Raw genomic sequence first — 26,104 nt, forward strand, 5'->3', positions numbered from 1 at the left:
GGCAATGTTACAATACCTAAAAAGTGTGAAAAAAGAAAGTGACCGCACGTGCGGCCACCTTTATTTTCCTAAAAACTTGGTATCTAGATAAGCTTGAAATGCATCTTTATACAAATCGCCTATCGGTAAATAGGTATCGCTATCCATAATCACGCGGTTCTTATTTACCTCCTGAATCTTGTTCAGGTTGATGATATAAGAGCGGTGAATACGCATAAAGTTGTTGGGCAGATGCTCTTGCATCTTCTTCATGGATAGGAGTGTGATGATGGGTTTCGCCTCGCCTTCTATCCACACTTTCAAGTATTCGCTCATGGCCTCTACATACCTGATATCAGGGATGCTCACCTTTACAATGCGGTAGTCGGTCTTCAGGAAGAGCGAGTCGTCGCTATCTGTAGCAGGCTTGGCTGCAGCTACCGATTCGGTTAGTCGGTCCTTAATCCGGTTGGCGGCACGCTGCAGGTCCTGCAAGCCAAAAGGCTTGAGCAGATAGTCAACAGCATTCACCTTAAATCCCTCAACCGCATACTCTGAGTAGGCTGTGGTGAATACAATCAGCGGCGGAACGGCCAGCGATTTCACAAAGTCCATACCATTCAGGTCGGGCATGTTGATATCGCAGAAGATGGCATCAACTGTATCGTTCTCTAAAAACTTGCGGGCTTCTAAGGCACTCTGGCATTGAGCTGCCAGTTGCAGAAATGGCACCTTATTAATATAGGAAACCAGTTGCCCCAGAGCCAATGGCTCATCGTCGATAGCTAAACAACGTATCATAGTGGTAATATTAGTTCTACAAAATAGGTATCAGTATCATCTTTGATGCTCAGCGTGTAGTTCTTGTCGTACAACAAGTCCAGTCGCTTCTTAACGTTCACTAAACCTACACCACCTTTCATTTCATTGGGACGTTCGGCCTTGGAGTTCTTACAGGTAAAGTGCAGGTGGGTTACCTGAGGCAGTGGCTCGATAAGCTCTACCTTAATATCGATAAACGATTCGTGCTGGTAGCTCACGCCATGCTTAAAGGCATTCTCGATAAACGATACCAACATAAGTGGTGGTATGGTTTTATCGGGCACCTGGGTAGGCAGGTCGAGATTAATCTTCACCTTGTCGGTATAACGTAGCTGCATCAGTGTGATGTAAGTACGTATAAACTCCAGTTCGCGATTCAAAGGCACACCGCTCTTATCGCCTTCGTAAAGCACAAAGCGCATCATCTTCGACAGCTCAAGGATGGTGTCCTGTGCCTTGGCTGGATCGATATCCACCAGGGCATGGATATTGTTGAGCGTGTTCATAAAGAAGTGTGGGTTTATCTGATATTTCAGATATTCCAGCTGCTGCTCCAGATTCTGCTTTTCCAGTTCGTGCAGTTTGCGCTGGTCGCTACGGGTGCGGAAGTAGAGCTTGGAACCAAGGTTGGCACCAAACATCAGCACGAGTATGACGGTGGCAATGATGTCGTGAAGTCCTTTGCCCGGTCCCTCTTTGCGCATGAATGGCGGATGGGGCTTTCGGTCACGAAATTCTGGTGGCATTCTGCGGTCGTCGCGATCCATTCTGCGGTCATCGCGTTCTTGGCGTGGGCCGTTAAAGAATTCGCGTTTTTCTCTTTCAGGGAAAGGCCGTGGATGAGTATTCATCTGAACGAACACAAATCCTGTAACCACAATGGTGATGGCCGATAAGTATAGGGTGCGCTTATGCCGCTGGATGAGCAAGGGTGCCAGCAGGAAATTGTGAAACAGAAACAGCAATAAAAATATAATGAACTTGCCCCAGATAAAGAATACTTCACCCCATTGAAAGCTGAGGTTATCATCGCTCATGGTACGTAGATACAGACTTAGTAGCGGAGTTGCAAAGAGCAAACTCCACACTACTAAGTATATCAGGTTTTCTTGTCTCGACTGATTTTTCATCCAATACATTCCAATTACTACTATTAATAACGTGAAAATTTGCGATTTATTGTGTCAGTGCCAACCGCCAGGCCAACCGCCGCCTCCGCCCATGCTGCTACCGCCGGTATAGCTTGAGAGCGAAACGCTGCTTCCACCCGATATGGTACCGCCTGCAATGCCTAAGCCGCCAAAGAAACTGCTACCACCGCTAACCGATGTGCCCGACTGCAGGGTGGGGGTAGTGGCTGCTGATACTACAAGCCCGGAACCGCCACTGGATGGGGTGCGGAACGAGAAGGTGTTCTCGCCAACGGTCATGGTGTACCAGGTGTTCTTGCTCCATGACGACGACTGGTAGCACGACTGTGTAAGACTGCTGCCGCTCTCCAGTCCGCCTACGGCCACGATGGTGCCGCCGGTGAGATAGAGTTTCTTGCCGCCTTCGGTGTTGGCGTCGATAGCCACCTCGGGCTGTCCCGAACAGATGGCATACACCAGTCCGCCTTTCAGGTAGATATTGCCGTTGGCATCCAGTCCGTCGTTGTTCTTGCCCTGTGCATACACATAGCCGCCAGTGATGGTCATGTCGCCTTTCGAGTTGATGGCATCGTCGTAGGCATAGCAGGCCACCTCGCCACCGCTGATATTCAGCTGGCTCTTGGTCTCGATGCCCTCGCCGTTATAGCCGCTGGTGCGCACCCAGATGGTGCCGCCGCTGATGTTGATATCACCATCCACCTTGATACCCTTAGGCGATGAGGTGTCGTTGTTGCTCTTAAACTGTCCGCCTTCGGTTACTACATACACGCTGCCGCCATTAAAGTTGGCATCCATATCTACGTTGATGCCTTTGCCGCCGCTGCCAGTGCTCTTGAGCCACAGCTCGCCAGCGTTGATGGTGAAGGTAGAGTCAGCCTTGATGCCGGCAGCCCCTTTGGCCTCCTGATCGTCGGTGTCGTAGGTGCCGTCGCCAGTGGTAATCACGGTGGTGCGACCGCCGTTAACCACGATGTTACTCTCGCAGTTAATACCTTTGGCTGCTGCCGCCGTTACCTCTACGTTGATGATACCGCCGTTGATAAACACACCGTCGTTGGCTTTGATGCCGTGGTTGGCGGTTGATTTGGCGTAGATGTTGTTGCCTTTGCGAAATACAATGTAGTCGGCCGAGTGGATGGCATTGTTGGTATTGCCGACAACACTTAGCTGTCCGCTGCCGTTAAACAGTAGTTTTCCCTTGCAGTAGAGTGCCCCCTTTTGGCTGCCACTCGTACCGTCGGTCAGCGTATTGCTGGTGCCGTCGGCTAATACGATATAGGCGCGCTTGCCGCTCAGCAGATTCAGGGCTGCCGAGTCGGGGTTGGTGATATTTACACCATTCAGCTTAATCTCGTACTTCTTATCGCCTACTACGGTAAACGAACCATTGCTGGTAGTGCCGCTCAGTACGTAGCAGATGTTTTTGGTAGAGCCGTGATTGGCTGTGATATGTCCGCCGTTCACGGTTATCTCTACGCCGTTCTCGGTCTTAGCTGTGGGGCTGGCCATATCGATGGCAACCTCGGTGGTAAAAGTACTGTTTTCCAGAGCGTCTTCCTCGTCGGGCATGTACTCTGTAGCCGCATCAGTTGGTTCGGCCGATGTCTGGTCGATGTTTACGGTAAATGTGGTTAGATCGCCAGTGGTGGTCGAACTGCCGCTGCTATTCTCGCTGGGAGTGTCGTTGCCCCAGTTATCTCCCCAACTGTTAGTGTAATCGCTGAATGGGTCGCCGGCCGAACAGCTTATCAAAAGTGCTACCGATGCCACCTGCATCATTCTGGTCATTGCTTTTTTCATGTTTTAATGCGTTTTAGTGAATTATTTGGTGTGCAAAGGTAGCATGATAAAACCTATCGTGCTAATTTATTCAACGAACGCAGTAAAACAATCAACTAAATTGCGGATTAGATGTAGAACTCCGAAGGGTCAATCAAGCCGGCACGGATGGCGTACTTGATGAGCTCGTGGGCTGTGTTGATGCCTAATTTGCGGAAGATATTCTTGCGATGGGTGGTGATGGTGTGGATGCTGGAGAAACGCTCCTCGGCTATCTCCTTGGTGGTCTTGCCCTGAGCGATGGCTTTCACGATCTCAGCCTCGGTGGCCGTCAGGATGTCGGGCTTCTCTTCATCCTGCTGCTGACTGATGATGACCTCGAGCGCACGCTGACTGATAAAACGCTGATGGTGACTTACAGCGTGCAGGGCATCGCGCACGTCCTTCATCGGTCCGTCTTTAAAAACAATACTGAACTGATGCGATGAGTAGATAACACGACGCAGGAATTGAGGCGTCAGCTCATCGCTGATGAGCAGCCATTGCGAGAGGGCAAAGCGTTCGCTTATAATCAGCAACTGGTCTTCGTCGGCAAAATCAAACAGGGTATAGTCGAGTATAACCACAGCATGCTCGTGCTCCTTTAGCTGGGCAACCAGACTTGTTTTGTCGGATGCTCGGTATATCTGGTTCTCGTCGTTCTGCTTGAGCAGACTTTCGAGCGCGAACCTTGTTATCTCCTGGTTATCTGCTATTATATACTTTGCCATAACTGTTCAGATTTTGGGTGCAAAGATACAAAGAATAGATATAACCTCCAAATATCTGGCGATATTTAGATAATATATCTTTGAGTGAGTAATATTTGGATTGATATTCTATAATATGGCATATTATACCTTATATATTAGAATATTATTCTAAAGCGATGGTGTTGATGTGATATCTTTAATAACCAGACCTGCAATAGTAAAGCCGAAGATGGCAGTGATATGCGCCAGCGAACCATTGGTTTGTGGCTTGTTAAAGGTTGATGGCACCTCACCATCATCAGGTGGACAACCAAGATTCTCAAGAAGTTCATCGCTATACACCACCTGGAACTTCTTTTCGGGGAATTGCCCCTGATGCTTGAATTTCTTTCGGATGGCGCGTGCCAATGGGTCGCCCTGTACCTTCCAGAACTCTGTAACCTTGATACGTGTAGGATCCAGCTTTAAGGCAGCTCCCATTGATGAGAACAGTTTGGCATTAGTACGACAAGCCAGGAGAATAAGCGCAGCCTTATCTTTCAGCGAATCGATGGCATCTATGATGTAATCGTAAGTATCAAGTGCAAAGTCATCTGCATTCTCTGCCGTGAAAATCTTTTGTAGGGCATTAATCTCTACTGAAGGGTTGATTGTTAGCAAGCGCTCTTTCAGTGCATCTACCTTTACCTGACCGACGGTCTTTGTGGTAGCCATCAGCTGGCGGTTGATGTTGGTGATACAAACACGGTCGCTATCCACAATCGTCAAATGCCTGATACCACTACGTACCAGACTCTCTGCGCACCATGAACCTACGCCTCCCACGCCAAAGATAATCACCCTTTTCTGGGCGATGCGCTCCATAGATTCATGGCCTAAGAGCAGTTCGGAGCGACGGAATATTGCATCATCTGTTGCCATATCGTTATATTTTGGCTGCAAAATTAACATATTTCCTGCAAATAAATAACAAAATAGGTCGAAAAATACCAATATACCATCAATGTGGTATATGGAATGCCATAGGGTAGGGATTGTAGGAATGCAGAAAACGCCGTACCTTTGCACCCAGAAACATTAATTAATTATTTAAAGGGTTATAAAGGTATGAAAAGAACAATGCGAATGCGTATGCAAGATGTCTTTTGTTGTCGCCAGATGATGATGACAATGATGATGAAGGAGGGTATATATATAATAGGTATAAACAAAATTAAAAAGAAGCAATATGAAAAAGATAGCATTAACAATAGCAGTATTATTCAGTATCAGCATCAGCAATATTTGGGCTGAAGGTAACGGTGTGAACGATGTCAACGAAGTTAAGGGCACCAACAATACAACCGTACGCACCATTAAGGCGCCACGCTTTGCACGCCCATTGGTTGAAAAGTGGATTAAAGAATACGCAAAAACTCAGCCAGGCGTTGAGTTCCAGATTGCAAAGGGACAAGGTAATTCCGACCTGAATGTAGTACTTGATGATAAAAACTTTAGCCAGATTGTTTATTTCGGAGAGACAGCCGTGCTGCCTATCACCGCACGTAGCTCTGAGGCAGCCCGACTGCTCGAAGGTAAACACTTGAACAACAAGAAACTAAAGCAGCTTTATTTCCTGAATGAGGATTTTGACGAGGAAGTAAAGAAGAACAAGGCTTTCGAAACCATCACTGTTTATAGCGGCAGCAATGCCACATCGGTTGCTTCGTCGTTCGCTCACAATTTTGGCGAGGAGAGCAGCAATTTCCGTGGCAAGCGTATATCAGGCGACGACCTGTTTTTGAACACCGCTTTGGCAAAGGATCCTCTGGGCGTGTCGTTCAACGCACTTCCTAATATCTTTGATCTGAAGAGCCGCCACCTGAAAGATGATCTCTCGCTGGTAGGTCTTGACGTGAAGAAGGACTTGGCCAACAGTTTCAGCGATAACGGCACACTCGACGAACTGCTTACAGCACTCGAGAATAGTAAGGAGTCGGAAGTGGCCATCGAGAAAGTCGGCATCAGTGTGAACAATGCCGATGACGAGGTGAACAAGTTCTTGGAATGGGTGCTGGCACAGGGTACCAAGTACAACCACGAATATGGATTGTTGAATCTTAAATAAATAGTAGTATTAGTCTTATGGGAAAAAGATTGTTAGTTGCAACGCTTGTTGCAATAGGACCCTTAGTGGCCTTTGCGCAGAACCTGATTACCGGACACATCACCGATGTCCGTACTGGTGAGCCGTTGATAGGAGCTTCGGTGATAGTGAAAACTGATAAGGGACGAGGTGTAGTGACCGATGTGGATGGTAACTTTAAGCTTGAGACAAAGGTAGAAGCCCCACTGACCCTGAAAGTAGAATACGTAGGCTATCGTGCCCTCGATGTAGATGTTTACGATTTCGATGAGCCAGTAGAGATAGCCCTGATAGATAACTCGAACCGTCTGGACGAGGTGGTAGTAGTAGGATATGGTGTACAGAAGCGTAAGCAGCTTACTGGTGCTGTAACTACCGTAAAGAATGATGAGTTGCTTAATACCTCAACCTCGTTCGATAACATCCTGGGTGGTGCCGTTGCCGGTCTTGATGCTACTGCATCATCTGGTCAGCCAGGTGCATCAGTCAATATTCGCATCCGTGGTGGTAACTCTATCAATGCCGGTAACGAGCCCCTTTATGTGATTGATGGTGTACTGCTGTACAATAGTAGTTCGGCCACTAATGCCGGCAATAGCGTGGCTGGTACAAACTTTAATCCTTTGGCCTCAATCAACCCATCCGACATCGAGTCGATCGAGGTGCTGAAGGATGTATCGGCCTCGGCTATCTATGGTTCGCGTGGTGCCAATGGTGTAATAATCGTAACCACCAAGAGTGGTAAACATGGTAAGGTTAAGGTGGATTACGGTTATTCTATTGGCGTATCGTCGGTCCGTAAGCGTTTGGATGTGCTCAACGCTGAGCAGTGGGGCGAGTTATATCTGGAGTTGGCAACCGATGCCCAGAAGAAGGCTTCGGGTGTTACACCTGAGTTGGTTAAGACTTGGGGCGAGGGCACCGATTGGCAGGATGCTTTGTTCCGTACTGCTACCACCCAGCAGCATCAGGTATCGGTAAGTGGTGGTTCGGATAATGAGCGCTTCCATATTTCGGGCAACTATACCAATCAGGATGGTGTGATTCGCGGCACTGGCTTTACCCGCTTGGGGGCACGTTTGAACTACGAGCGCGACATTCTGAAGAACGTAACCGTAGGTCTGAAGTCGAGCTTCTCAAAGAGCACTCAGACCGGTTCTCAGTCGTTCCGCGGACAGTCGAACGGTGTGAGCGGCCTATTGGAGTTGGCCTTGCGTACATCGCCTGCAGTACCTATTTATAATGCCGATGGCACTTACAACTATGCTAATCCTTTTGAGGCAGGCGACTTTGTGCGCAATGGCCTGACTCCTAATGCCATTGCCGACCTGAGCGAGGTTGATGCACAGACACGTGTTGATAATACGCTGGTGAGCGCTTTTGCACAGTGGGAAATCATCAAAGGGCTGAAATTGCGTACACAGGGTTCGGTTAACATCCTGAATACCCGTCAGAGTGTGTTCGGTCCAGCCACCTCACAGATTGGTTTCAACTCTGATGGCTATGGCGCCGTAGGTTCAAAGCGCTGGGAGAGCGACCAGGTTGAGGTCACCCTGACATGGAACAAGAAAATTGGTAATATCCACGAGTTCGAGGTGTTGGGTGGTTATACCTATCAGCAGGAAAAAAGCGAGCGACTGCTTGGCAGTACTGCCGATTATGCCAATGATAACCTGAGTTACAAGAGTCTTCAGTCAGGTTCGCAGCTCATCGCTACCGAGACCGATTTTGTTACATCGGTACTCTACTCTGGTATCGGTCGTATCAACTACTCGCTGTTGGATCGCTACCATCTTACAGCCACCTTGCGTGCCGATGGTTCGAGTCGCTTTGCCAAGAATAAGAAATGGGGTTGGTTCCCCTCACTTGGATTTGCCTGGAATGTGAACGAAGAGAAGTTCCTGAAGAACATCAAGTGGATTGAAGACTTGAAACTGCGTGCCAGCATTGGTACTGTGGGTAACCAGGAGATTGGCGATTATACGTTCCTCTCAACTTATGCAGCTACCCATTATTTCCTTGGTGGTACTAAGAATACAGCCTATTACCGCTCGGCGCTGGGTAACGACGACCTGAAGTGGGAAACCACCACCTCGTACGATTTGGGTTTCGACTTTAATATCCTGAAGGGTAAACTGGGTTTTGTTTTCGATGTGTATCACAAGAAAACTTCCGACCTGCTGCTGAATATTCCTGTTGAGCAGACTACAGGTTTCGATCGTCAGCTTACAAACGTAGGCAACGTCACCAATGATGGTGTTGAGTTTGCTGTTAATGCCACCCTTTGGCAGGCCAAGGACCTGACATGGCAGGTGAGTGCCAATATTGCCCACAACCACAATGAGGTGACAAGCATCGGTACCGGACAGAGTGAGATTATCAACAGCAACCAGACCATTATCCGTCCAGGCGAAGCACTCGGTACTTACTATGGATGGCAGTTTGATGGCATCGTGCAGACATCCGAGGATTTGAAGTCGGTTCCTTCACCATCCAACAAACCGGTCGTAGAATATGGCGACGTGAAGTATGTCGATCAGAATGGTGATGGTGTGGTAGATCAGGAGAACGACCGTGTGGTTCTTGGTTCAGCACAGCCCGATTTCACCTACGGATTTGCCACCCAACTGCGTTATAAGAACTGGAACTTGAGTCTTAACTTCCAGGGTTCATATGGTAATAAGCTTTATAACCAGATGGAACAGGCACTCGAGTCGCCCAATGCCAGCTATAATGCTTCCACCAAGCTGCTGAACCGTTGGACAGCCGAGAATCCCAGCACTACCATCCCACGTGCCGTAGCTCAGAATAACTATAGCGCTTATCTGGATAGCCGCTTTATTGAAGATGCCAGTTATCTGCGCCTGAAGAATATTCAGATTGGCTACAATTTCCAGCCCAAAGTGGGTAACAATCAGAAACTGGGTGTTTACCTCTATGCTTCGGCCCAGAACCTGCTTACAATAACCAATTATAGTGGTTATGATCCTGAGTACAGCGGCTACGTAGATCGTGGAACCTATCCTGCATCTCGTACATTTACATTTGGTGTTAAACTGTCGTATTAATCTTTAAAGGTATAAGAAAAATGAAAAAGAATCAGATATATCATACAGCGCAATCTCTGTTGGCAGGCGTGGTGTTCGGCTTGACACTTGCATCGTGCGAGTCGTTGGATCAGGGTAACCTGAGCGAGCTGGCCGAAAGCAATCTTCCTCAGAGCGATGCAGATGCCAAGGCACTTGTTAATGCCGTTTATGCTTCGGATATAGAACTGGCCACTACTTATATGTATCTTATTGATCTCACTACCGAAACAACTGTGAGCGGCGAGAATCCCAATGGCGGAGGTGGCATGTTAGGACTGCTCTCATGGGATGGAACCAACTCCTATCTGGTGCGCCTGTGGCAGGCAGTATATGCCTCGCTGGCACGTGCTAACGATACCATCGAGAAGTTGCAGACTAATCCTGCAGGTGTGTCACCCGAGATTGCATCGCAGGTGATAGGCGAAGCCAAGTTTCTGCGTGCTTACTATCTGAACTATGCCGTGCAGCTGTGGGGACCAGTGCCTGTCATCACCAGCAGTAATGGTGGTACAAATGCTGTGCGCAACTCAGAAACCGAGGTTTATCAGCAGATAGTTGCCGACCTTGAGGATGCTGCAGCCCGACTGCCTGAACGCAGTAAGCAGAGTCTGGGTGATATCGGTCGAGCCTCGCGTGGTGCAGCCTTGGCTGCCTTGGCAAAGGTTTACCTGACCTGGGCTCAGGTGGATGACGACCTGACCGATGCGCAGCGCAAGGAGTATTTCGGCAAGTCGGCTCAGTATGCCCAGCAGGTGATCGACTCGAATGAATATAGTCTGGAAGAGGATTTCTACGACAACTGGAACAACCAGAACCGAAATGGTAAGGAGAGCATATTTGCCATCCAGTTCTATTTGGGATCAAGCACACGCGATGGCGATGCTTCGGGTAATAACCACCTGTGCCACTGCTCATTCTCAACCAGCTACAGTGTATCGCTGCCACATATAGCACCAGGTCCTGATAACACTGTTGAGAATTCGTATCTCCCAGGCGATCAGCGCAAGGAGGTATCATTTGCCGACTCACTTTGGCGTCCTTCTACACAGAGTTATTTCCACTTCTACTTCGATGCTGATGGCGATGGTACCCGTGAGTCTGGCTTCTCGCGCTATAACAAGTATATCGACCATGACAGCCCTGAGACAAGTGCTGCCGACCGTGCTATGAACCGTCAGGTGATCCGTCTGGCTGAGGTGTATCTGGTACTGGCCGAAGCTATCAACGAGCGTGACGGACAGCCTAATCAACAGGCCTATGATGCCTTCAACAAGGTGCGTCGCCGTGCATTCCGCGAAGAGGCTAACAGCGCCACAGCACAGGTACACGACCTGCAGGCAGGGCTGGATTACGATGGCTTTAAGAATGCAATCATTCAGGAGCGCTCATGGGAGTTCACCCTGGAGCAGAAACATCTGCTCGACCTGAAGCGCTGGAAGATTCTGGTGAAGACCATTAAGAATAGTGCTTTGGCCAAGAACTTCCCAGAGTATAACAAGCAGACGATTGATTTCAAGCATTATCGTTTCCCCATCCCACAAGCACAGCGAGTAGTTAACCCCAATCTCTGGCAAAACTATGGCTACGATGGTTCCGACATCACCACCAACCCCTATGTAGGCAGAGAATAAACAAAAAAAAGAGAGAGCAATATGAAAAGATTAATTTTGTCAGCCGTAATTGCAAGTGCTACCCTCACGGGGGCACTTGCTCAACAAAGCGATCAGCGTTTGAATAAGGCCATCACCGATAAGGCCTATTTTCAGAAAGCCTGGAAGAGTGCACCATCATTTCGCGACCTGCTTAAGCGTCGCAAGGCAGCAGTCAATCAGTTCAGGGCTATCCCTACTGCAGCATTGCAACCCATCACTATCAGAGCTTTTGCCACAGCAGAGCAGCGTGCCGGCACACGTCATGTGATTATACGTGAGCATCAGTATCTGAATGACAGTGGTTACAACAATGGTGGCTTCGACCTGGGAATTGGTACTCCCGACCATGTGATTGCAGCTATTGCCGGTGATATCATCGACAGCTACGTCACACAGGCTGCTATCAAGGGCGTTGCCATCGACTCGCTTGCCATCAATATCAAGCAGACTGGGCATTCGCTGCAGAACTGGGGACTGGATTATACCATCTTTATTGATTCGCCTGCTTCTGACCAGCAACTTGAGGAGTTACGTGTCCTGGCCGAGAAAAACTCACCACTTTATCAGTTCTCTATCCGTGCGCATAAGGTAAACACAACAGTTGAACTGCATAAGAGTGCCGAAGAATTGGTGATTCCACCAACCTATCAGCCAGGTTTGCGTGAGTTCATTGAGTGGGAAACGCGTAAAGGCGAGGCTAACAAGCAATTGCGTGAAAGCGGTCAGCGTCCCGATAAGGCAAAGTTTGGTGGCTATGCCTACGACTATCCTTACTCTCGTAAGAACGAGTTTACGCCTGCTCAGAGCGAGAGCTATCTGAATCCTGACGGTCCAAGTGCTTTCATCAATCCCTCATCAGGTGTAACCGTACTTCAAGTGCGCCATCACAGAGTGTTGCAGGATCATCCACAGATTTTTGGTGGTAACGACCTTGGTCCTACAGCTGTTGAGAGTCATATCGGATTGCTTGGTTCGTGTTTTACCCATGTGGCAGAGGGAACCGCAGCTCGCAATAGGATTCCGCTTGACACCCTTAACGTGGCACTCACTGCCCAGTTCGACCCACGCAGCGGTCGCAAGGGATATGAGCAAACGCCACTTTATCCTACCGACATACAGATGCGTGTGGTGATAAGCAGTCCACGCAGTGAGGCTGAGATCCGTCAGCTGGTTGCCGATACCGAGCGTGGATGCCCCATCTACAATCTGGTAACCAATGCGCAGGAAATCAAAGGAGGTATAAAAAGAGTAATAGCAAAGAATAAGTAATCATAAAAAATAGAAAGAGTTATGAAAAAGAATCAGATTGTTATCATTACAGCAGCCCTTGCTTTGCAGGTTAGTAGTGCACTCGCACAGGGGCCTCTCAACATCTTTAAGTCGGCTCAGCAGAAAGCCAAGTTGGAACAGAATGCCCCTTCGTTGCGTAACCACCTGAAGGAGCGTAAGGTGGCCCTCGAAGCCTGGAAGGCTATTCCTGCCAGCGACCTGCAGCCTGTGACGCTGACTGCTAACGTCACCGCCAAGAACCGCTCGGGCGTGCGTGAACTCCGAATCAGAGAGTTTCATTATATTGGCGACTGTGGTTATGCACATGGTGGACAGGATTCGGGTGTGGACACCCCAACTACAGCTCAGGCCGTATTTGCTTCCGACCTTGCCGACAGCTATCTGAATCAGGCTGCGCTGCTGGGTATCGATATCGACTCGCTGACTATCGAAATCCACGGTCAGCCCGACAAGGTGAAGACCAATCGTGTGTGGTATCCACGCAACTTCCTCTACACCATCTATATTGATTCACCTGCCTCGGATGCTGAGTTGGAAAAGTTGGCAGTATTGGCAGAGCAGAACTCGGCTGTGGCTACTCTGGTGAAGGCTGCCGTAGTACCTCAACTGATTATCGATCAGAAGTCGTCACCACGCGAGAAGAAGGTTGAAGGCGCCACCTTGGCTGGACTTCGCGAGTATATCTGGGGTAAGCGTCAGGCGCTGCAGGCAAGCAAGGCGAAAGCAGAAGCAGCAAAAGCCAAGAATCCAAAGGCTGACGCAGATGCCTTGCGTAAAGCACTTGCTCCAAAGCAGGGCCCATGGGTAAAGGTTTTCCCCAATGGTGTTCGTCAGCTTACCGTAAATGATAAGTATCTCATTCTGCACGATAATCCTGCTTATCTGGGTGGTACCAATCTCGGTTTTACCTCAATCGAGGGTGTGCTGGGCATTCTGGGCACCTGTATCACTCACATCTCATTGGGACAGGCAGCAGAACGCGCACTCGACGTGGATTCAATCTCGCTGACCGTCGAGGCAGAATGGGATCCACGAGCAGGTCGCAAGGGCTTTGAGAAGGTGTCGATTGCTCCGCAGAATGTGCGTTATACTTTGCATGTGAAGACACCCGAAAGTGCTCAGGCCGTGAAAGAGTGGATCGAGGCTGTTGAGAAGATTTGCCCCATGTACAACCTCTTTAAGGATACACAGACATTCGAGCATCGCATCGTACGTGGTAGTTTTAAAAGACAATAATGATGAAGTATGAGCCTGCATATTTACTCGCTTTGGCTACTTGGCCGGTAACCGTTTGTGCTACCAATGCACAGGCAGACTCACTACGCATAGCTCGTCCGGCCGCTTTTCCTGCTGTAAGCCGACATCAGACGCTCGACTCGCTGAAAGCAGAAGTGAAGCTGCAACTGGAGCAGCGGTACGGACAGCACTATGGGTGCTCGGCACTCTCACTAACCTCTATCGCCGCTACACTGGGCAGTCCACTAAGCGAGCAACAACTTCGAAGCATGTCGGAGGCGTTCTCTGGTGGTATCGGGCATAAGTTTGGTGAAGGTACTTGTGGTGCACTTACCGGTGCCATTGCAGCCTTAGGTTTTTATGCCAGTGGCGATAAGGAGAAACATTTGCGGTTGGCAGCTGAAGTATATGATGAGTTTAAGAAACAACAGGGATCCATTACGTGTGGTGATATCTACGCCCGTTATCATTTTAGTCACTGCGACGGATGTAATCTCTGTGCGATACAGAAAGTGATAGAAGTTCTTTACCGTGAGGGTGATATCCACACAAGTACCATCGCCCCATGGCAGCAGTTAACAGAAGAAAAGAAATAAAAAGGAGATGATGATTATGGAAAAGAGAGTTTTTACAAGAATTAGCGCGATAGTTTTTTGGCTGTTTTCAGGTTTCGCACTCACTGCCTGCGGAGGTAGTGACGATCCAGTAGTACCTATCAATATACCAACCGAAGACGACGAATGCTGCAATGCCGAAGAGACATTTCTGGCATATACTTTCCTGCACAACGGTTATCTGAAAGAGATTGAATCGCTACGCGACACAATCGATGAGAAATATGCCCTGAGCGTTTACTCGCGAGGTGGCAAACTGCATGCAGGCTATAATGATGTGTTTTTTGCGCTGACAAAAATCTCTAATCAAGGTTTTGTTCGTGATTTCTCTGTCACAGAGATAAGTCCCGTGATGACCATGACCGAGAAAGGTATGAAGCACTCAACACCAACGGCTACAGAGAGCAGCCTTTACGATGAAACATTCCCTGCCGTACAGCACGCGTGGATATCTTTCGTAATGAGTAGTAGCAGTATGGGCTATTGGGAACTGGGATACAAGGCAACTACCCAGAATAAAACAGTTGCCCATACCGGTAGTGTTATCGAGGTTTCGGCCAATGCTACAGGCCAGGAGTGGATTAAGTCGTTCAAATATCAGGATGTAAATTATTACCTCTCGCTGGTAAATCCTAATGATTTCCAGACTGGTATAAACACTATTCAGGCATACGTATCGCAGCAGAATGCTGAGAAAGCCAAACCTTGGCCATTGGCTGATCAGGAGTTTACTATCGAAATTATACCCACTATGCCCGATATGGGCAATCATTCTTCGCCCGATAATGTGGCTCTTACCAAACAACCATCAGGCATATACGAAGGTAAGCTAAACCTTACCATGACAGGCCTGTGGGATATTCATCTGGTTGTAAAGGACAAAGAAGGTAACATCGTAGCAGGAGGAGAGAATAATGACAGCGGGTATAGCAATATTTATTGGAGCGTTATATTATAGTAATGTATTGACCGCTTTGCCAACCGACAGTATCGAGAAAGAAGCATCGATTAACGAGGTGACTATCACCTCGACTGTCGGTTCCAAGCGCAAGGTGGCTGGCAAGGGTCGTACTGCATCGATAGAGGAGCATCTGTTGCAGTTGAACAATGTTGCCATGGTGAAACGAGGCGCATATGCCTGGGAACCGGTGGTAAACAATATGTCTACCGAGCGATTGAGTACAACTATCGATGGTATGAAGATATTCTATGCTTGTACCGATAAAATGGATCCTGTAACGTCGTATGTAGAAAGTGGTAACCTGCAGCGCGTAAGACTGGATTCGGGCCTTGATGGCAATCCACAGGCAACAGGTAATATTGGCGGAAGTATTGATCTGAAACTCCGTAAGTCGGGGTTTGATGCTGCTCCTCAGGAGTTTAACCTTACTACTGGGTATGAAGCCAACGGCCATCTGCAGGTGTATGGTGCCGATGCTGCGTTCTCGTCGCAGACGTTCTATGCCAACTTCGGCGCGTTTTATCGTGATGCAGATAATTACAGGGCTGGTGAACATCAGGATGTTCCTTTTTCCAAGTTCCATAAAGTCAATTCGTTTCTGAACCTGGGGTTCCGTCCAGCCCCAAACCACATCGTAGAGGGTACGGTCATTTTCGACCGTGCCACCGATGTTGGCTATCCGGCCCTGAATATGGATGTTAGCGATGCTACAGGACTTATCACGTCACTTTCTTATCGCAGGGAGCAGCTTGCGGGGCTTTTCTACCGATGGGAAACCAAGGTGTACTATAATCATATCACCCATAATATGGATGATAGCACACGCCCCGACGTGATTATTCACATGGATATGCCTGGTAAAAGCAGTACGGCCGGACTTTATAGTCTGCTCGAGGGCTCAAGGGGTAAACATCAGTATCAGCTTAATTTTGATTGCTATTACAATACCCTTTTTGCTGATATGACCATGTATGTTGAGGGGGCCAAACCCATGTACATGCTTACGTGGCCTGATGTGGGTACTTTCAACAGCGGTTTGTCGTTGTCTGATAATATCCGTTTGTCTGATACGCATAGTATCCATCTGTCGGCAAAAGGCTCTTGGCAGCAGCAACGTATTAACAGCGATGAAGGCTACCACGCCTTGGAAATATTTTTCCCAGGTGTGGAACGTAGCAAGCGTACTTTTATGGGACGTGTGTCTGTAAGCTATGCCTGGCAGAAAAATGGTTGGCGATTGGCTGCTGGAACAGGATACGGTAATCGTGCACCATCGGTTACCGAGTCGTTTGGATACTTCCTGAATAATGCCTTCGACCGTTATGATTACATTGGTAATCCCCACCTTAAGAATGAAAGTGCGGTTGAGTTGAATACATCGGCTTCGTGGCAGAATGATGTGATAGATACTCGCCTAGAGGTGAATGCATTTCTTTTCCATAACTACATTATCGGTACACCCGATAACCGATTGTCGGCCATGACTATCGGAGCTCCGGGTGTGAAGGTTTACCAGAACCTAAAACATGCGCAGATTGTGAATACTGCGTTTACATTCAGTGTCACCCCTCTTTCCTGGTTGCGTTGGGACAATAAGGTGAGTTACAGTTATGGCAAGGAGAGCACTGGGGCTCATCTGCCTTTGATTGCTCCCTTTACCTATCTTACGGCATTGAAACTGTTCCATCAGAACTGGGAAGGAGAATTGGGTGGCGAACTGGTTGGCAAACAGAGCAACTACAGCAATAAGTATGGCGAGAGTCTTACACCAGGCTATGCTGTATGGCATATCAGTGCCGGTTATCAGTTTAACATCCATACGGTTGTAGCTAATATCCATGTGGGTGTTGATAACCTGTTCGATCGTTACTATTCAACCTATTCGGATTGGAACCATATCCCCCAGAAGGGGCGTAATATCTATGTTAATCTATCGGTGAAGTTGTAGCTTATTCAGCAGCTACAACTTCAATTTCAACCAAAGCACCCTTGGGGAGTGTTTTTACAGCCACAGCCGAACGGGCTGGATATGGCTCAGCAAAGAACTCGGCATAAACGGCATTCATGTCGGCAAAGTCGTTCATGTCGGCCATAAATACGGTTGTCTTCACCACATGGGCCATGGTTAAGCCTGCTTCTTCAAGAATGGCTTTGATGTTGGTGAGCGATTGACGGGTCTGCTCCTTGATGCCACCCTCTACAAAACTTCCTGTTGCAGGATTGATGGGTATCTGACCTGAGGTGTAGAGCAGGTTGCCTACACGGATGGCCTGACTGTAAGGACCGATGGCAGCTGGTGCCTGATGGGTGCTGATAACTTGTTTCATACCTTTATCATGTTTATTTGTTGATACCTTTCAGCAGTTTCTCTACCTTCTGGTACTGTACGGTTGAGAGCAGGATCTTGCCTTCGGGTGATACAACTACTATCGAAGGTATCCACTGTACACCGTAGGATTTAGAAATATCTGTTTCCTTAAACTTCTTCAGCTCGCTCACCTGGGGATAGCTGATGCCGTACTGCTGGATGGCCTTCTGCCAGGCTTCTACGTTGGTGTCCATCGATACGCCAACGAATTCAACCTTGTCGGAGTGGTACTCGTTGTACAGGCGAACTACCTCAGGCGCATCCTTGCGACAGTCGGGGCACCACGAGGCCCAGAAATCAAGTACTACAGTCTTACCTTTCAGCGAACTGAGGCTGAAGGGTTTGCCGTCGGGCGTATTCATTGTAAAGTCGGGAGCCACAGTGCCAGGCTGTACCAGACTGGTGGCATACTTGGCATCCAGATCTTCGTCGGTGGTTTGCGCTTTTGTGTTAATGGCAAACCCCGCTAAGAGCAGGGCTGCCAATAGTGTTTTGAGCTTCATAAGAGATACTTGTTTGTTTTATCTATTTGTTCAGTTTCCAGGTAACACCATCCTTGGTGTCCTTCACCTCAAAACCGGCTGCTGCGAGTTCATCGCGAATCTTATCGCTGGTAGCCCAGTCCTTATCGGCCTTGGCCTTAGCACGCAGTTCCAGCACCATGTCCATTACCTTACCAAAGGCAGCCTCGCGCTCATCGTTGGTGCCGCTCTTCTCAGCCTTCAAGCCCAGAATATCCTCGGCAAAGAGGTGCATGGTTTCTGAAAGTTCTTTCAGGCAGTCGGCACAGATGGTGGCTTTGTGGTCGGTGAGCTTGTTCACCACGGTGCAAGCTTCGAACAGATGGCTGATCACCTGTGGGGTGGCCAGGTCGTCGTTCATGGCATCGTAGCACTTCTGGCGCAGAGCCTTAACTACCTTCTCAGTCTCGGCATCGCACTTGTCGGCTACCTGAATACGCTCCAAGTCGGCAATGGCGTTCATCATCTTCTCCAATCCCTTCTCGGCAGCTTCAAGCGCTTCGTTCGAGAAATCTACCGTGCCACGGTAGTGAGCGCTGAGCACGAAGAAACGGATGGTCATCGGACTGTAGGCCTTCTTCAGCAATGGGTGATTGCCGGTGAAGAACTGCTCGAGGGTGATGAAGTTGTTATACGACTTACCCATCTTCTGTCCGTTGATGGTCAGCATGTTGTTGTGCATCCAGTATTTTACAGCGGGGTGACCCATCGAGGCCTGTGCCTGTGCAATCTCGCACTCGTGGTGTGGGAATACCAGGTCCATACCACCTCCGTGGATATCAAACTCCTCGCCAAGGTACTTGCGACCCATAGCAGTACACTCACAGTGCCAACCAGGGAATCCGTCGCTCCAAGGACTTGGCCAGCGCATGATGTGCTCGGGCTGAGCCTTCTTCCACAGAGCAAAGTCGGCCTGGTTGCGCTTCTCGCCTACACCGTCGAGCTCACGACTGGCATCCTTCACGTTCTCGAGCGAACGACCTGAAAGAATACCATACTGGAACTTCTTGTTGTAAGCCTCGATATCAAAGTAGATAGAGCCGTTGCTCTCGTAAGCAAAGCCATTGTCGATAATCTGCTGAACCAGTTGCTGCTGCTCGATGATATGACCAGTGGCATGGGGCTCGATAGAGGGGCGCAGTACATTCAGTGCATCCATAGCCGCATGATAGCGGTTGGTGTAGTACTGGGCAATCTCCATGGGCTCCAGCTGCTCCAGGCGGGCTTTCTTGGCAATCTTATCCTCACCCTCGTCGGCATCGTGCTCCAAGTGACCTACGTCGGTAATATTACGTACATAACGTACTTTATAACCCAGGTGCTTCAGATAACGGAACACCAGGTCGAAAGTAATCGCAGGACGTGCGTGCCCCAGATGGGGATCGCCATACACGGTAGGACCACAAACATACATACCCACGTTGGGGGCGTGAAGGGGCTCGAAACGCTCCTTCTGTCGTGTCAAAGTATTGTAAATTACTAACTTAGATTCCATAATGCTCTTAAATTTTGGGTGCAAAGGTAATAAAAAGTTGGCACTGATTACACGGATTAACACAGATTTTTTATATAAAGAGCGAAAAATTGCTTTAAATGAATCATAATCCGTGTTAATTCGCGTAATTTTTTTAGCAGTTTTGTTGCGCATCAAAACCGTTTGCTTATTTGATGACCAGCACGAAACCACCACGGGGTTGGGTGGCGATTTGCTTGGGTATTTGGTTGCCGCTGGTGATGAGCCAACCCTTATTGCCTGACAGTTGATACTGGGCTGGGTCGGCATCGGCAAATGTCTGTACGCACTTGGCGCCACTGATGAAGCTCAAATCTACATCAAGCACCTTCTTGTTGTCGGTACCGTTGATACCAGCCACGTACCAGGTTTCGCCGCTGCGGCGGGCCAGTACTACGCTCTCTCCGGGATAACCGCTCACGTAGCGGGTCTCATCCCATGTGGTGGGCAGCTTTCCGAAGAAATCCTGTACCTGCTGAGGCTGCACCAGATAGCTCTCGGGTTTGTCGGCCAGGTGCTGCAGGGCACTCTCGTACAGTACGGTCAGAGCCAGTTCGTGGGCATCGCTGGTAATATGTGGATGCTGCGAATCGCTGAAGGTACATGGTGTGTAGTCCATCGGACCGATGATGTTACGGGTAAAGGGCAGTGTGGTGTTATGACTGGCTGCTACGTTGGTAAATGTGGGCACGTTGTTGTACCACTCGGCACCATACACACCCTCGGTCGACATGAGGTTGGGGTAGGTGCGCTGCCATCCACGAGGTACGGTGGCACCATGGAAGTTAACCAGCAGATGATGCTTGGCGGCACTCTCCAGCAGGTCGATACAGTAAGTCATATCGCGCTGACAGTCGCCAGAGAAGAAATCAATCTTCACGCCTGCTACGCCAATCTTCTCGCACCAGGCAAACTCCTTTTCACGGTCTTCGGGCTTGTTCAGGCGGAACTTAGGTGTGGGGGCTCCGTCAATCCATCCTACAGAAGAATTATACCAAATCATGGGCTTGATGCCTTTCGAGTTGGCATAGGCCACGGCATCCTCGATGGTCTTGCCATCTTGCATCTGGTCCCACTCGGCATCAATCAGCACGTAAGGCAGCTTCAGGGTTACGGCCATATCCACGTACTTCTTAATGATGTTGTAGTCGTTCGAACCATGGTTGTATGCCCAGTAGATCCACGATACAACACCAGGTTTAATCCAACTGGTATCGCTTAGTTTGCAAGGCTCGCTTACGTCGGTTACCAAGGTGCTCTGAATCAGGTCCTGCATGCTGCCGATGATAGCGATGCGCCAAGGCGAGTGCCACTTGCCTTTGAGGTTTACCTCGTTTACATCGGGAGTTACATGCAGCAGATCGCCTTCGGTGTAGAGGCATGCTGCAGCCTGGTTACGCTCGATGTTAGCCTCGGATAACAGCATGAATACACCCTCCTGTGGCTCAACCAGTGTGGGGAATCCCCAGCGCAGGTTGTAACCCTCGTCGGATTTCACTACACCAGCCATTCTACCGATAGGTTTTATTTTGCCTGTGGTGCTCATGGGGTAGAATCCCTCGTAGCTGTCGGTCCACTGCAGCATCCAGCGCTTGGTGCCTTCGGGTATCATGTAGGCTGTCTTCTCCTTGGGCAGCTTGCCTTTCAGTCCGCTCAGTTCATAGCGGAAGGCTGCACCGTCGTTATACAGGCGCAGTACCAGCTGCAGGTTGCCGCTCAACTTGGCTACATACTCGTTGGCCTCGTTGGTGCAGGTGGATTTCTTACCAGCCAGCATTTGATAGTTGGCTGTTACCTTGCCAATGGGCTTAAATTTCAGCCGATTGCTTTTGATGCCCTCGTAGCCCAGCACGGGTATGTTGAGCACCTCTTGTTTCTGATAGTTAACACTGATGCCCTGGCCGCTGTTGGATACAGTAAGCTTGCCATTGGGCGATACGGGCTGCTGAGCCGACAGGCTGAGCGCTCCGAAACATGTAGTTAGAAAAATTAAAAACTTTTTCTTCATGGGGTTTATAAATGTTTCTTGATATGAATTCGATAACCGTAGGCTGTTACCACGAGGAAACAGATGAGTGGCAGTACGAACGAGATGTTGGTGGCTGGCATACCCATCAACGTGCCCTCGTCGATAATCATAGCCTGCAGCGGGGGCAGTACCGAACCGCCTAAGATGGCCATGATAAGACCTGCTGCACCAAACTTGGCATCGTCGCCCAGTCCGTCGAGTGCAATACCATAGATGGTGGGGAACATGAGCGACATGCAACCGCTAACGTATACCAGACAGTACATGCCCAAACGATCCTGGAAACCGATAACACCCAGTGTAAATACCATGGCCAGTACACCAAAGATGGCCAGCAGCATGGCGGGCTTTACGTATTTCATCAAGAAGGTGGCGATGAAACGCGAACAGATGAAGAACAGCATGGCAAAGATGTTGAATCGCTGCGACAGTACTTCGGCAGCCTGTTCGTCCATACCCTCGGCCATAAATACGCGCGTACCATATTGTATAATAAAGGTCCAGCACATAATCTGCGCACCTACATAGAAGAACTGGGCAATCACACCCTCGCGGTAGTATTTGAGTGCAAAGATTCGCTTGATGGTTACCAGGAAGTGGATGTCGTGGTTGGCATCGCCGATTTTGGGCATCTTGGTAAAGCGCATCAGTAGTAGCATGCCCACAATCACCAGTCCGATAATCAGGTAAGGCGAAATCAGTATGCTCAGGTCGGCATCCTTCAGTGCCTCGAACTCTGTGTCGCTCAGCAGGGCACGCTCGTCGCTGCTCATGGGGTTGAGCTTGGCCTGAATAAAGTTCATGGCCACAAACATACCGATGATAGAGCCGCAGGGGTTAAAGCACTGTGCCATATTCAGGCGGCGCGTAGCTGTTTCGGCTGGGCCCATGGTCAGAATGTAAGGGTTGCACGAAGTTTCGAGGAACGAGAGTCCGCACGTCATGATAAAGTAGGCGATGAGGAAACAGCCGTAGATGCCGATGGCCTTGGCAGGGAAGAACAGCAGGGCACCGGCAGCATAGAGTCCGAGTCCCATCAATACGCCCGCCTTGTACGAGAACTTACGGATAAAGATGGCTGCAGGAAACGCCATGCAGAAGTAACCGCCATAGAACGCTACCTGCACCAGTGTACCATCGGTTACGCTCATGCGGAAGATTTTAGAGAATGCTTTCACCATGGGGTTGGTGATATCGTTGGCAAAGCCCCAGAGTGCAAAGCAGAATGTTACGAGTATAAAGGGGATGAGGTAGTTAACCCCATCCTTGACTATCAGAGATTGTTGTTGCTTTTCCATTTTCTTTAGTAGGTTTTTAGAAGTGAACTAAGATACGGAATACCTTGCCAGGTGCCTCGCTCCACTGCAGCATGGCCTCGGGGGCCTGCTCGGGTGCTACGTCGGCACTAATCAGGCGGTCAACCGGACATGTGCCACGCTCCAGGTAGTGGATCACAGCACGGAAATCCTGTGGCTGGGCATTACGCGAACCACGAATGTCGAGCTCCTTCTGTACAAAGAACTTGGTTTGGAACGATACGTCGGTCTTGGCATAGCCGATGCAAACCACGCGACCGGTGAAAGCTACTTCGTTTACAGCCATCTGGTAGGTAGGTGCGCTACCCACAGCCTCGATAATTACATCGGGACCGAAACCCTCGGTCAGCTCCAGCAATCGGGCATGTACATCCTCGGTCTTGGTGTTGATGGCGTAAGTGGCGCCCATCTCCTTGGCCAGTGCCAGCTTCTCGTCGTCGATATCGGCAGCAATCACGGTAGCACCGCGCAGGGCCGAACGTACGATAGCTCCCATGCCAACCATACCGCAACCAATCACCACTACGGTGTCGATATCGGTTACTTGGGCACGATTCACGGCGTGGAAACCAACACTCATAGGCTCGATGAGGGCGCAGGTGCGGGGATCGAGATTACCAGCGGGAATCACCTTCTCCCAAGGCAAAGCGATGAACTCGCGCATGGCACCGTTGCGCTGTACGCCTAGTGTTTCGTTATGCTGACAGGCGTTTACGCGCTGGTTACGGCACGAGGCGCACTTGCCGCAGTTAGTGTAAGGATTGCAGGTTACCACCATGCCGGGCTTCAGGTGTTCGGGCACGTCGGCACCCACCTTTTCAATCACGGCACCCACCTCGTGGCCAGGTATAACGGGCATTTTTACCATGGGGTTCTTACCCAGCCATGTGCTCAGGTCGGAACCACAAAAACCTACATACTTGAGGCGCAGCAGCACCTCGTTGGGCTTCATTTCCTGCTCAGGAATGTTTACTATTTCCATCTGGCGCTCGCCAGGAATCTGTATTGCTTTCATTGGATTATTTGACTATTTCACTATTTACTATTATACTATTCGCTCATGTTTTTGATGTAAGGGAGCTCGGGCAGCTCGCCGAAGCCGAAGAACTGCTTGGCGTTCTGGCCTAGGAACATACGCTTCTCATCGGCGGTTAGGTCGGCCGATTTTTCTACAAAGTCGTAACTCATCTTGTAGGTGATGGCGGTGATGGTGCGGGGATAATCGCTACCCCACATCAACTTGTCCATGCCCACCTCGTCGGCAGCCTGCTTAATGGCGCGGATGGCCGATGGGAAGGGGTAGAACTCGTCGTTAAACAGCCAGGTAATACCGCCGCTCTCCACGTATACGTTCTTGTGGCGTGCCAGGCGAATCTGACTCATCCAACCCTCGCGTGTTACCATGCCGAAATGGCCGATGGCTATTTTCAGGTTGGGGCACTCCTGTATCAGCTCTTCCATCTGTCCTACCTGTGCGTCGCCGTCCTGTAGCTCAATGCCTAATATCTTACCCTGCTTCTCCATCAACTGCAACAAATGCAAAATTGCATCGGTTAGGAACTGCTGGGGTAATCGGGCAGCGGGTATCTTGATGCCTTTAAAGGCCTCTACCACGCCTGGAGCGTTCTGCATAAAGTCGGGATTGCGGTAATCCAGCATACCGAAGGTGAAAAAACGGTTGGGGTAGCGGCTCTCTACCTGTAGCAGGTAGCTGTTTTGTATGCCGTCGATAAACTCCTGCGTAACCACGGCGGCTGCCACCTGGGCGTAGTCCATGTTACTCAGAAAGCGCTCGGCCGTATTCTGTCCGTCGGTCATAAATGGCGGCAGCATCTGTCGCTCCTCGCCGAAAAACAGCGAGCGACTGCGGTTGGGCTCTAACTGGCAGATACGCTGGTTGTTAACCACCGTGTCCTGATTCAGCCACAGATGACTGTGGGCATCAATTATGAGTTTTTCCATCTTACAAACATTTGGTCGCCGATAATCTCCTGTACCTTCTTTACCAACTGCTCATCCATAGGTTCGTTAACGTACTGTATGTTCTTGAGTACATTCTTGGGATTGGCGCTGCTGAACAGGGTAGTAGCGATGCGTGGATTCAGACTGGTTGAGAACTGGATGGCCAGCTTGTCGATAGGATAGCCCTGCTCCTCGCAGTACTTGGCAGCCTTGGCACAAGCCTCCTGCAAATCCTTTCCAGCTGGGTGCCATGCGGGGGCGCCACGTTGCGACAGCAGGCCCATTGAGAATGGCGAGGCGTTGATAACACCTGCGTTGTGCTGCTCAAAAAATCCCAGGTAATCGGCCAGCAGTGTGTCGTTCAGCGAGTAGTGGCAGAAGTTCAGGATGCTTTCTACCGTACCCTCGGGGGCATGCTCTACCACCCACTTCAGGTTCTCGGGCTGCAGGTCGGTAATACCCACGTGCTTTACAATACCTTTTTCGCGAAGTTCTACCAGTGCAGGCAGGGTTTCGTCAACAATCAGTTGCAGGCCGCCTTCCATGTCGCCCTGGAACTCAATGTCGTGTACATTAATCAAGTCGATGTAATCCACGTTCAGGCGCTCCATGCTCTCGTAAACGCTCTCCTGAGCGCGCTTGGCGCTGTAGTCCCAGGTGTTCACGCCGTTATGTCCGTAGCGGCCCACTTTGGTAGATATGAAATACTTACTGTGTGGAATTTCCTTCAGCGCCTTGCCCAGTACGGTTTCGGCCTTCAGGTGACCATAGTAGGGCGACACGTCGATAAAGTTGATACCATTGTCAACGGCTGTGTGTACAGCCTCTATTCCCTCTTCTTCGCGGATGCTATGGAACACGCCGCCCAGCGATGAGGCACCAAAACCTAAGTTCGATACCTTCATGCCTGTTTTTCCGATTTCGTTGTAAATCATATTTATTGAT

Annotated in this window: 21 protein-coding genes; 8 read left to right on the plus strand and 13 right to left on the minus strand. The window is 49.5% G+C overall.

Annotation, left to right across the window (positions count from 1 at the left end):
• Positions 1-60: 60 nt before the first annotated feature.
• The 5 genes from BLR73_RS13655 to BLR73_RS13675 all read right to left on the minus strand — a co-directional run bounded on the left by BLR73_RS13655 (position 61) and on the right by BLR73_RS13675 (position 5,404).
• Entirely contained in the window at positions 61-780 is a 720-nt protein-coding gene (locus BLR73_RS13655; RefSeq protein ID WP_013063659.1) for a LytR/AlgR family response regulator transcription factor, read from the minus strand.
• Complete coding sequence (locus BLR73_RS13660) at positions 777-1,931, minus strand: sensor histidine kinase (RefSeq protein ID WP_091863076.1); 1,155 nt, start codon at positions 1,929-1,931, stop codon at positions 777-779. The genes BLR73_RS13655 and BLR73_RS13660 overlap by 4 nt, the downstream gene beginning before the upstream one ends.
• A 54-nt stretch (positions 1,932-1,985) precedes the next feature.
• The gene (locus BLR73_RS13665) at positions 1,986-3,740 is read right to left on the minus strand and encodes a carbohydrate-binding domain-containing protein (protein WP_176763702.1); all 1,755 of its coding nucleotides are present in this window, start codon (positions 3,738-3,740) and stop codon (positions 1,986-1,988) included.
• A 119-nt stretch (positions 3,741-3,859) separates the two neighbouring features.
• On the minus strand, positions 3,860-4,501 hold the full coding sequence (locus BLR73_RS13670; RefSeq protein WP_091862927.1) for a response regulator transcription factor: 642 nt from the start codon (positions 4,499-4,501) through the stop codon (positions 3,860-3,862).
• A 150-nt stretch (positions 4,502-4,651) separates the two neighbouring features.
• On the minus strand, positions 4,652-5,404 hold the full coding sequence (locus BLR73_RS13675) for a tRNA threonylcarbamoyladenosine dehydratase (RefSeq protein ID WP_091863079.1): 753 nt from the start codon (positions 5,402-5,404) through the stop codon (positions 4,652-4,654).
• Between the two features lie 307 nt (positions 5,405-5,711).
• On the opposite strand from BLR73_RS13675, the gene BLR73_RS13680 reads away from it, so the two are divergent.
• The 8 genes from BLR73_RS13680 to BLR73_RS13715 are packed head-to-tail and all read left to right on the plus strand — an operon-like array spanning position 5,712 to position 17,398.
• A complete protein-coding gene (locus tag BLR73_RS13680) occupies positions 5,712-6,590 on the plus strand; it encodes a hypothetical protein (RefSeq protein ID WP_143010967.1) in 879 nt (292 codons plus the stop codon).
• Between the two features lie 17 nt (positions 6,591-6,607).
• The gene (locus BLR73_RS13685; protein WP_091862932.1) at positions 6,608-9,676 is read left to right on the plus strand and encodes a SusC/RagA family TonB-linked outer membrane protein; all 3,069 of its coding nucleotides are present in this window, start codon (positions 6,608-6,610) and stop codon (positions 9,674-9,676) included.
• Between the two features lie 20 nt (positions 9,677-9,696).
• The gene (locus BLR73_RS13690; RefSeq protein ID WP_091862935.1) at positions 9,697-11,328 is read left to right on the plus strand and encodes a RagB/SusD family nutrient uptake outer membrane protein; all 1,632 of its coding nucleotides are present in this window, start codon (positions 9,697-9,699) and stop codon (positions 11,326-11,328) included.
• Positions 11,329-11,349: 21 nt separating this feature from the next.
• Complete coding sequence (locus tag BLR73_RS13695) at positions 11,350-12,618, plus strand: OsmC family protein (RefSeq protein ID WP_091862937.1); 1,269 nt, start codon at positions 11,350-11,352, stop codon at positions 12,616-12,618.
• 21 nt (positions 12,619-12,639) lie between these two features.
• Positions 12,640-13,875 (plus strand): OsmC family protein, encoded by a 1,236-nt coding sequence (locus tag BLR73_RS13700; protein ID WP_091862940.1) that lies wholly within the window; start codon positions 12,640-12,642, stop codon positions 13,873-13,875.
• Complete coding sequence (locus tag BLR73_RS13705) at positions 13,875-14,471, plus strand: C-GCAxxG-C-C family protein (protein ID WP_049769197.1); 597 nt, start codon at positions 13,875-13,877, stop codon at positions 14,469-14,471. Before BLR73_RS13700 ends, BLR73_RS13705 begins: the two co-directional genes overlap by 1 nt.
• A 16-nt stretch (positions 14,472-14,487) precedes the next feature.
• The gene (locus BLR73_RS13710) at positions 14,488-15,447 is read left to right on the plus strand and encodes a FixH family protein (protein ID WP_170857884.1); all 960 of its coding nucleotides are present in this window, start codon (positions 14,488-14,490) and stop codon (positions 15,445-15,447) included.
• A 16-nt stretch (positions 15,448-15,463) separates the two neighbouring features.
• Positions 15,464-17,398 (plus strand): TonB-dependent receptor, encoded by a 1,935-nt coding sequence (locus BLR73_RS13715; protein ID WP_176763703.1) that lies wholly within the window; start codon positions 15,464-15,466, stop codon positions 17,396-17,398.
• 1 nt (position 17,399) lies between these two features.
• Here BLR73_RS13715 and BLR73_RS13720 read toward each other — a convergent pair whose 3' ends face one another.
• The 8 genes from BLR73_RS13720 to BLR73_RS13755 all read right to left on the minus strand — a co-directional run bounded on the left by BLR73_RS13720 (position 17,400) and on the right by BLR73_RS13755 (position 26,094).
• Positions 17,400-17,777, minus strand: coding sequence for a RidA family protein (locus BLR73_RS13720; protein WP_091862946.1), 378 nt, complete (start codon positions 17,775-17,777; stop codon positions 17,400-17,402).
• A 13-nt stretch (positions 17,778-17,790) separates the two neighbouring features.
• Positions 17,791-18,321 (minus strand): peroxiredoxin family protein, encoded by a 531-nt coding sequence (locus BLR73_RS13725; protein ID WP_091862949.1) that lies wholly within the window; start codon positions 18,319-18,321, stop codon positions 17,791-17,793.
• 22 nt (positions 18,322-18,343) lie between these two features.
• Entirely contained in the window at positions 18,344-19,834 is a 1,491-nt protein-coding gene (gene cysS / locus BLR73_RS13730) for a cysteine--tRNA ligase (RefSeq protein WP_091862952.1), read from the minus strand.
• Between the two features lie 166 nt (positions 19,835-20,000).
• A complete protein-coding gene (locus BLR73_RS13735) occupies positions 20,001-21,860 on the minus strand; it encodes a glycoside hydrolase family 97 protein (protein WP_091862955.1) in 1,860 nt (619 codons plus the stop codon).
• A 5-nt stretch (positions 21,861-21,865) separates the two neighbouring features.
• Entirely contained in the window at positions 21,866-23,179 is a 1,314-nt protein-coding gene (fucP, locus tag BLR73_RS13740; RefSeq protein ID WP_091862958.1) for an L-fucose:H+ symporter permease, read from the minus strand.
• A gap of 16 nt (positions 23,180-23,195) precedes the next feature.
• Positions 23,196-24,212 (minus strand): zinc-binding alcohol dehydrogenase family protein, encoded by a 1,017-nt coding sequence (locus BLR73_RS13745; RefSeq protein ID WP_091862961.1) that lies wholly within the window; start codon positions 24,210-24,212, stop codon positions 23,196-23,198.
• A 35-nt stretch (positions 24,213-24,247) separates the two neighbouring features.
• Positions 24,248-25,159: an amidohydrolase family protein gene (locus BLR73_RS13750; protein ID WP_091862963.1), complete on the minus strand. Its 912-nt coding sequence runs from the start codon at positions 25,157-25,159 to the stop codon at positions 24,248-24,250.
• Positions 25,144-26,094, minus strand: coding sequence for an aldo/keto reductase (locus tag BLR73_RS13755; RefSeq protein ID WP_091862966.1), 951 nt, complete (start codon positions 26,092-26,094; stop codon positions 25,144-25,146). The genes BLR73_RS13750 and BLR73_RS13755 overlap by 16 nt, the downstream gene beginning before the upstream one ends.
• Positions 26,095-26,104: the final 10 nt, after the last annotated feature.

It is taken from the genome of Prevotella sp. khp1 (assembly GCF_900102205.1).
GTDB lineage: Bacteria > Bacteroidota > Bacteroidia > Bacteroidales > Bacteroidaceae > Prevotella > Prevotella ruminicola.

Coding starts and splice junctions, on each gene's coding strand:
- BLR73_RS13695 (WP_091862937.1), top strand. CDS start 11,350: ATGAAAAGATTAATTTTGTCAGCCGTAATTGCAAGTGCTACCCTCACG.
- BLR73_RS13680 (WP_143010967.1), top strand. CDS start 5,712: ATGAAAAAGATAGCATTAACAATAGCAGTATTATTCAGTATCAGCATC.
- BLR73_RS13675 (WP_091863079.1), bottom strand. CDS start 5,404: ATGGCAACAGATGATGCAATATTCCGTCGCTCCGAACTGCTCTTAGGC.
- cysS (WP_091862952.1), bottom strand. CDS start 19,834: ATGGAATCTAAGTTAGTAATTTACAATACTTTGACACGACAGAAGGAG.
- BLR73_RS13670 (WP_091862927.1), bottom strand. CDS start 4,501: ATGGCAAAGTATATAATAGCAGATAACCAGGAGATAACAAGGTTCGCG.
- BLR73_RS13685 (WP_091862932.1), top strand. CDS start 6,608: ATGGGAAAAAGATTGTTAGTTGCAACGCTTGTTGCAATAGGACCCTTA.
- BLR73_RS13755 (WP_091862966.1), bottom strand. CDS start 26,094: ATGATTTACAACGAAATCGGAAAAACAGGCATGAAGGTATCGAACTTA.
- BLR73_RS13725 (WP_091862949.1), bottom strand. CDS start 18,321: ATGAAGCTCAAAACACTATTGGCAGCCCTGCTCTTAGCGGGGTTTGCC.
- BLR73_RS13710 (WP_170857884.1), top strand. CDS start 14,488: ATGGAAAAGAGAGTTTTTACAAGAATTAGCGCGATAGTTTTTTGGCTG.
- BLR73_RS13705 (WP_049769197.1), top strand. CDS start 13,875: ATGATGAAGTATGAGCCTGCATATTTACTCGCTTTGGCTACTTGGCCG.
- BLR73_RS13735 (WP_091862955.1), bottom strand. CDS start 21,860: ATGAAGAAAAAGTTTTTAATTTTTCTAACTACATGTTTCGGAGCGCTC.
- BLR73_RS13655 (WP_013063659.1), bottom strand. CDS start 780: ATGATACGTTGTTTAGCTATCGACGATGAGCCATTGGCTCTGGGGCAA.
- BLR73_RS13665 (WP_176763702.1), bottom strand. CDS start 3,740: ATGACCAGAATGATGCAGGTGGCATCGGTAGCACTTTTGATAAGCTGT.
- BLR73_RS13660 (WP_091863076.1), bottom strand. CDS start 1,931: ATGAAAAATCAGTCGAGACAAGAAAACCTGATATACTTAGTAGTGTGG.
- BLR73_RS13690 (WP_091862935.1), top strand. CDS start 9,697: ATGAAAAAGAATCAGATATATCATACAGCGCAATCTCTGTTGGCAGGC.
- BLR73_RS13745 (WP_091862961.1), bottom strand. CDS start 24,212: ATGAAAGCAATACAGATTCCTGGCGAGCGCCAGATGGAAATAGTAAAC.
- BLR73_RS13700 (WP_091862940.1), top strand. CDS start 12,640: ATGAAAAAGAATCAGATTGTTATCATTACAGCAGCCCTTGCTTTGCAG.
- BLR73_RS13720 (WP_091862946.1), bottom strand. CDS start 17,777: ATGAAACAAGTTATCAGCACCCATCAGGCACCAGCTGCCATCGGTCCT.
- BLR73_RS13750 (WP_091862963.1), bottom strand. CDS start 25,159: ATGGAAAAACTCATAATTGATGCCCACAGTCATCTGTGGCTGAATCAG.
- fucP (WP_091862958.1), bottom strand. CDS start 23,179: ATGGAAAAGCAACAACAATCTCTGATAGTCAAGGATGGGGTTAACTAC.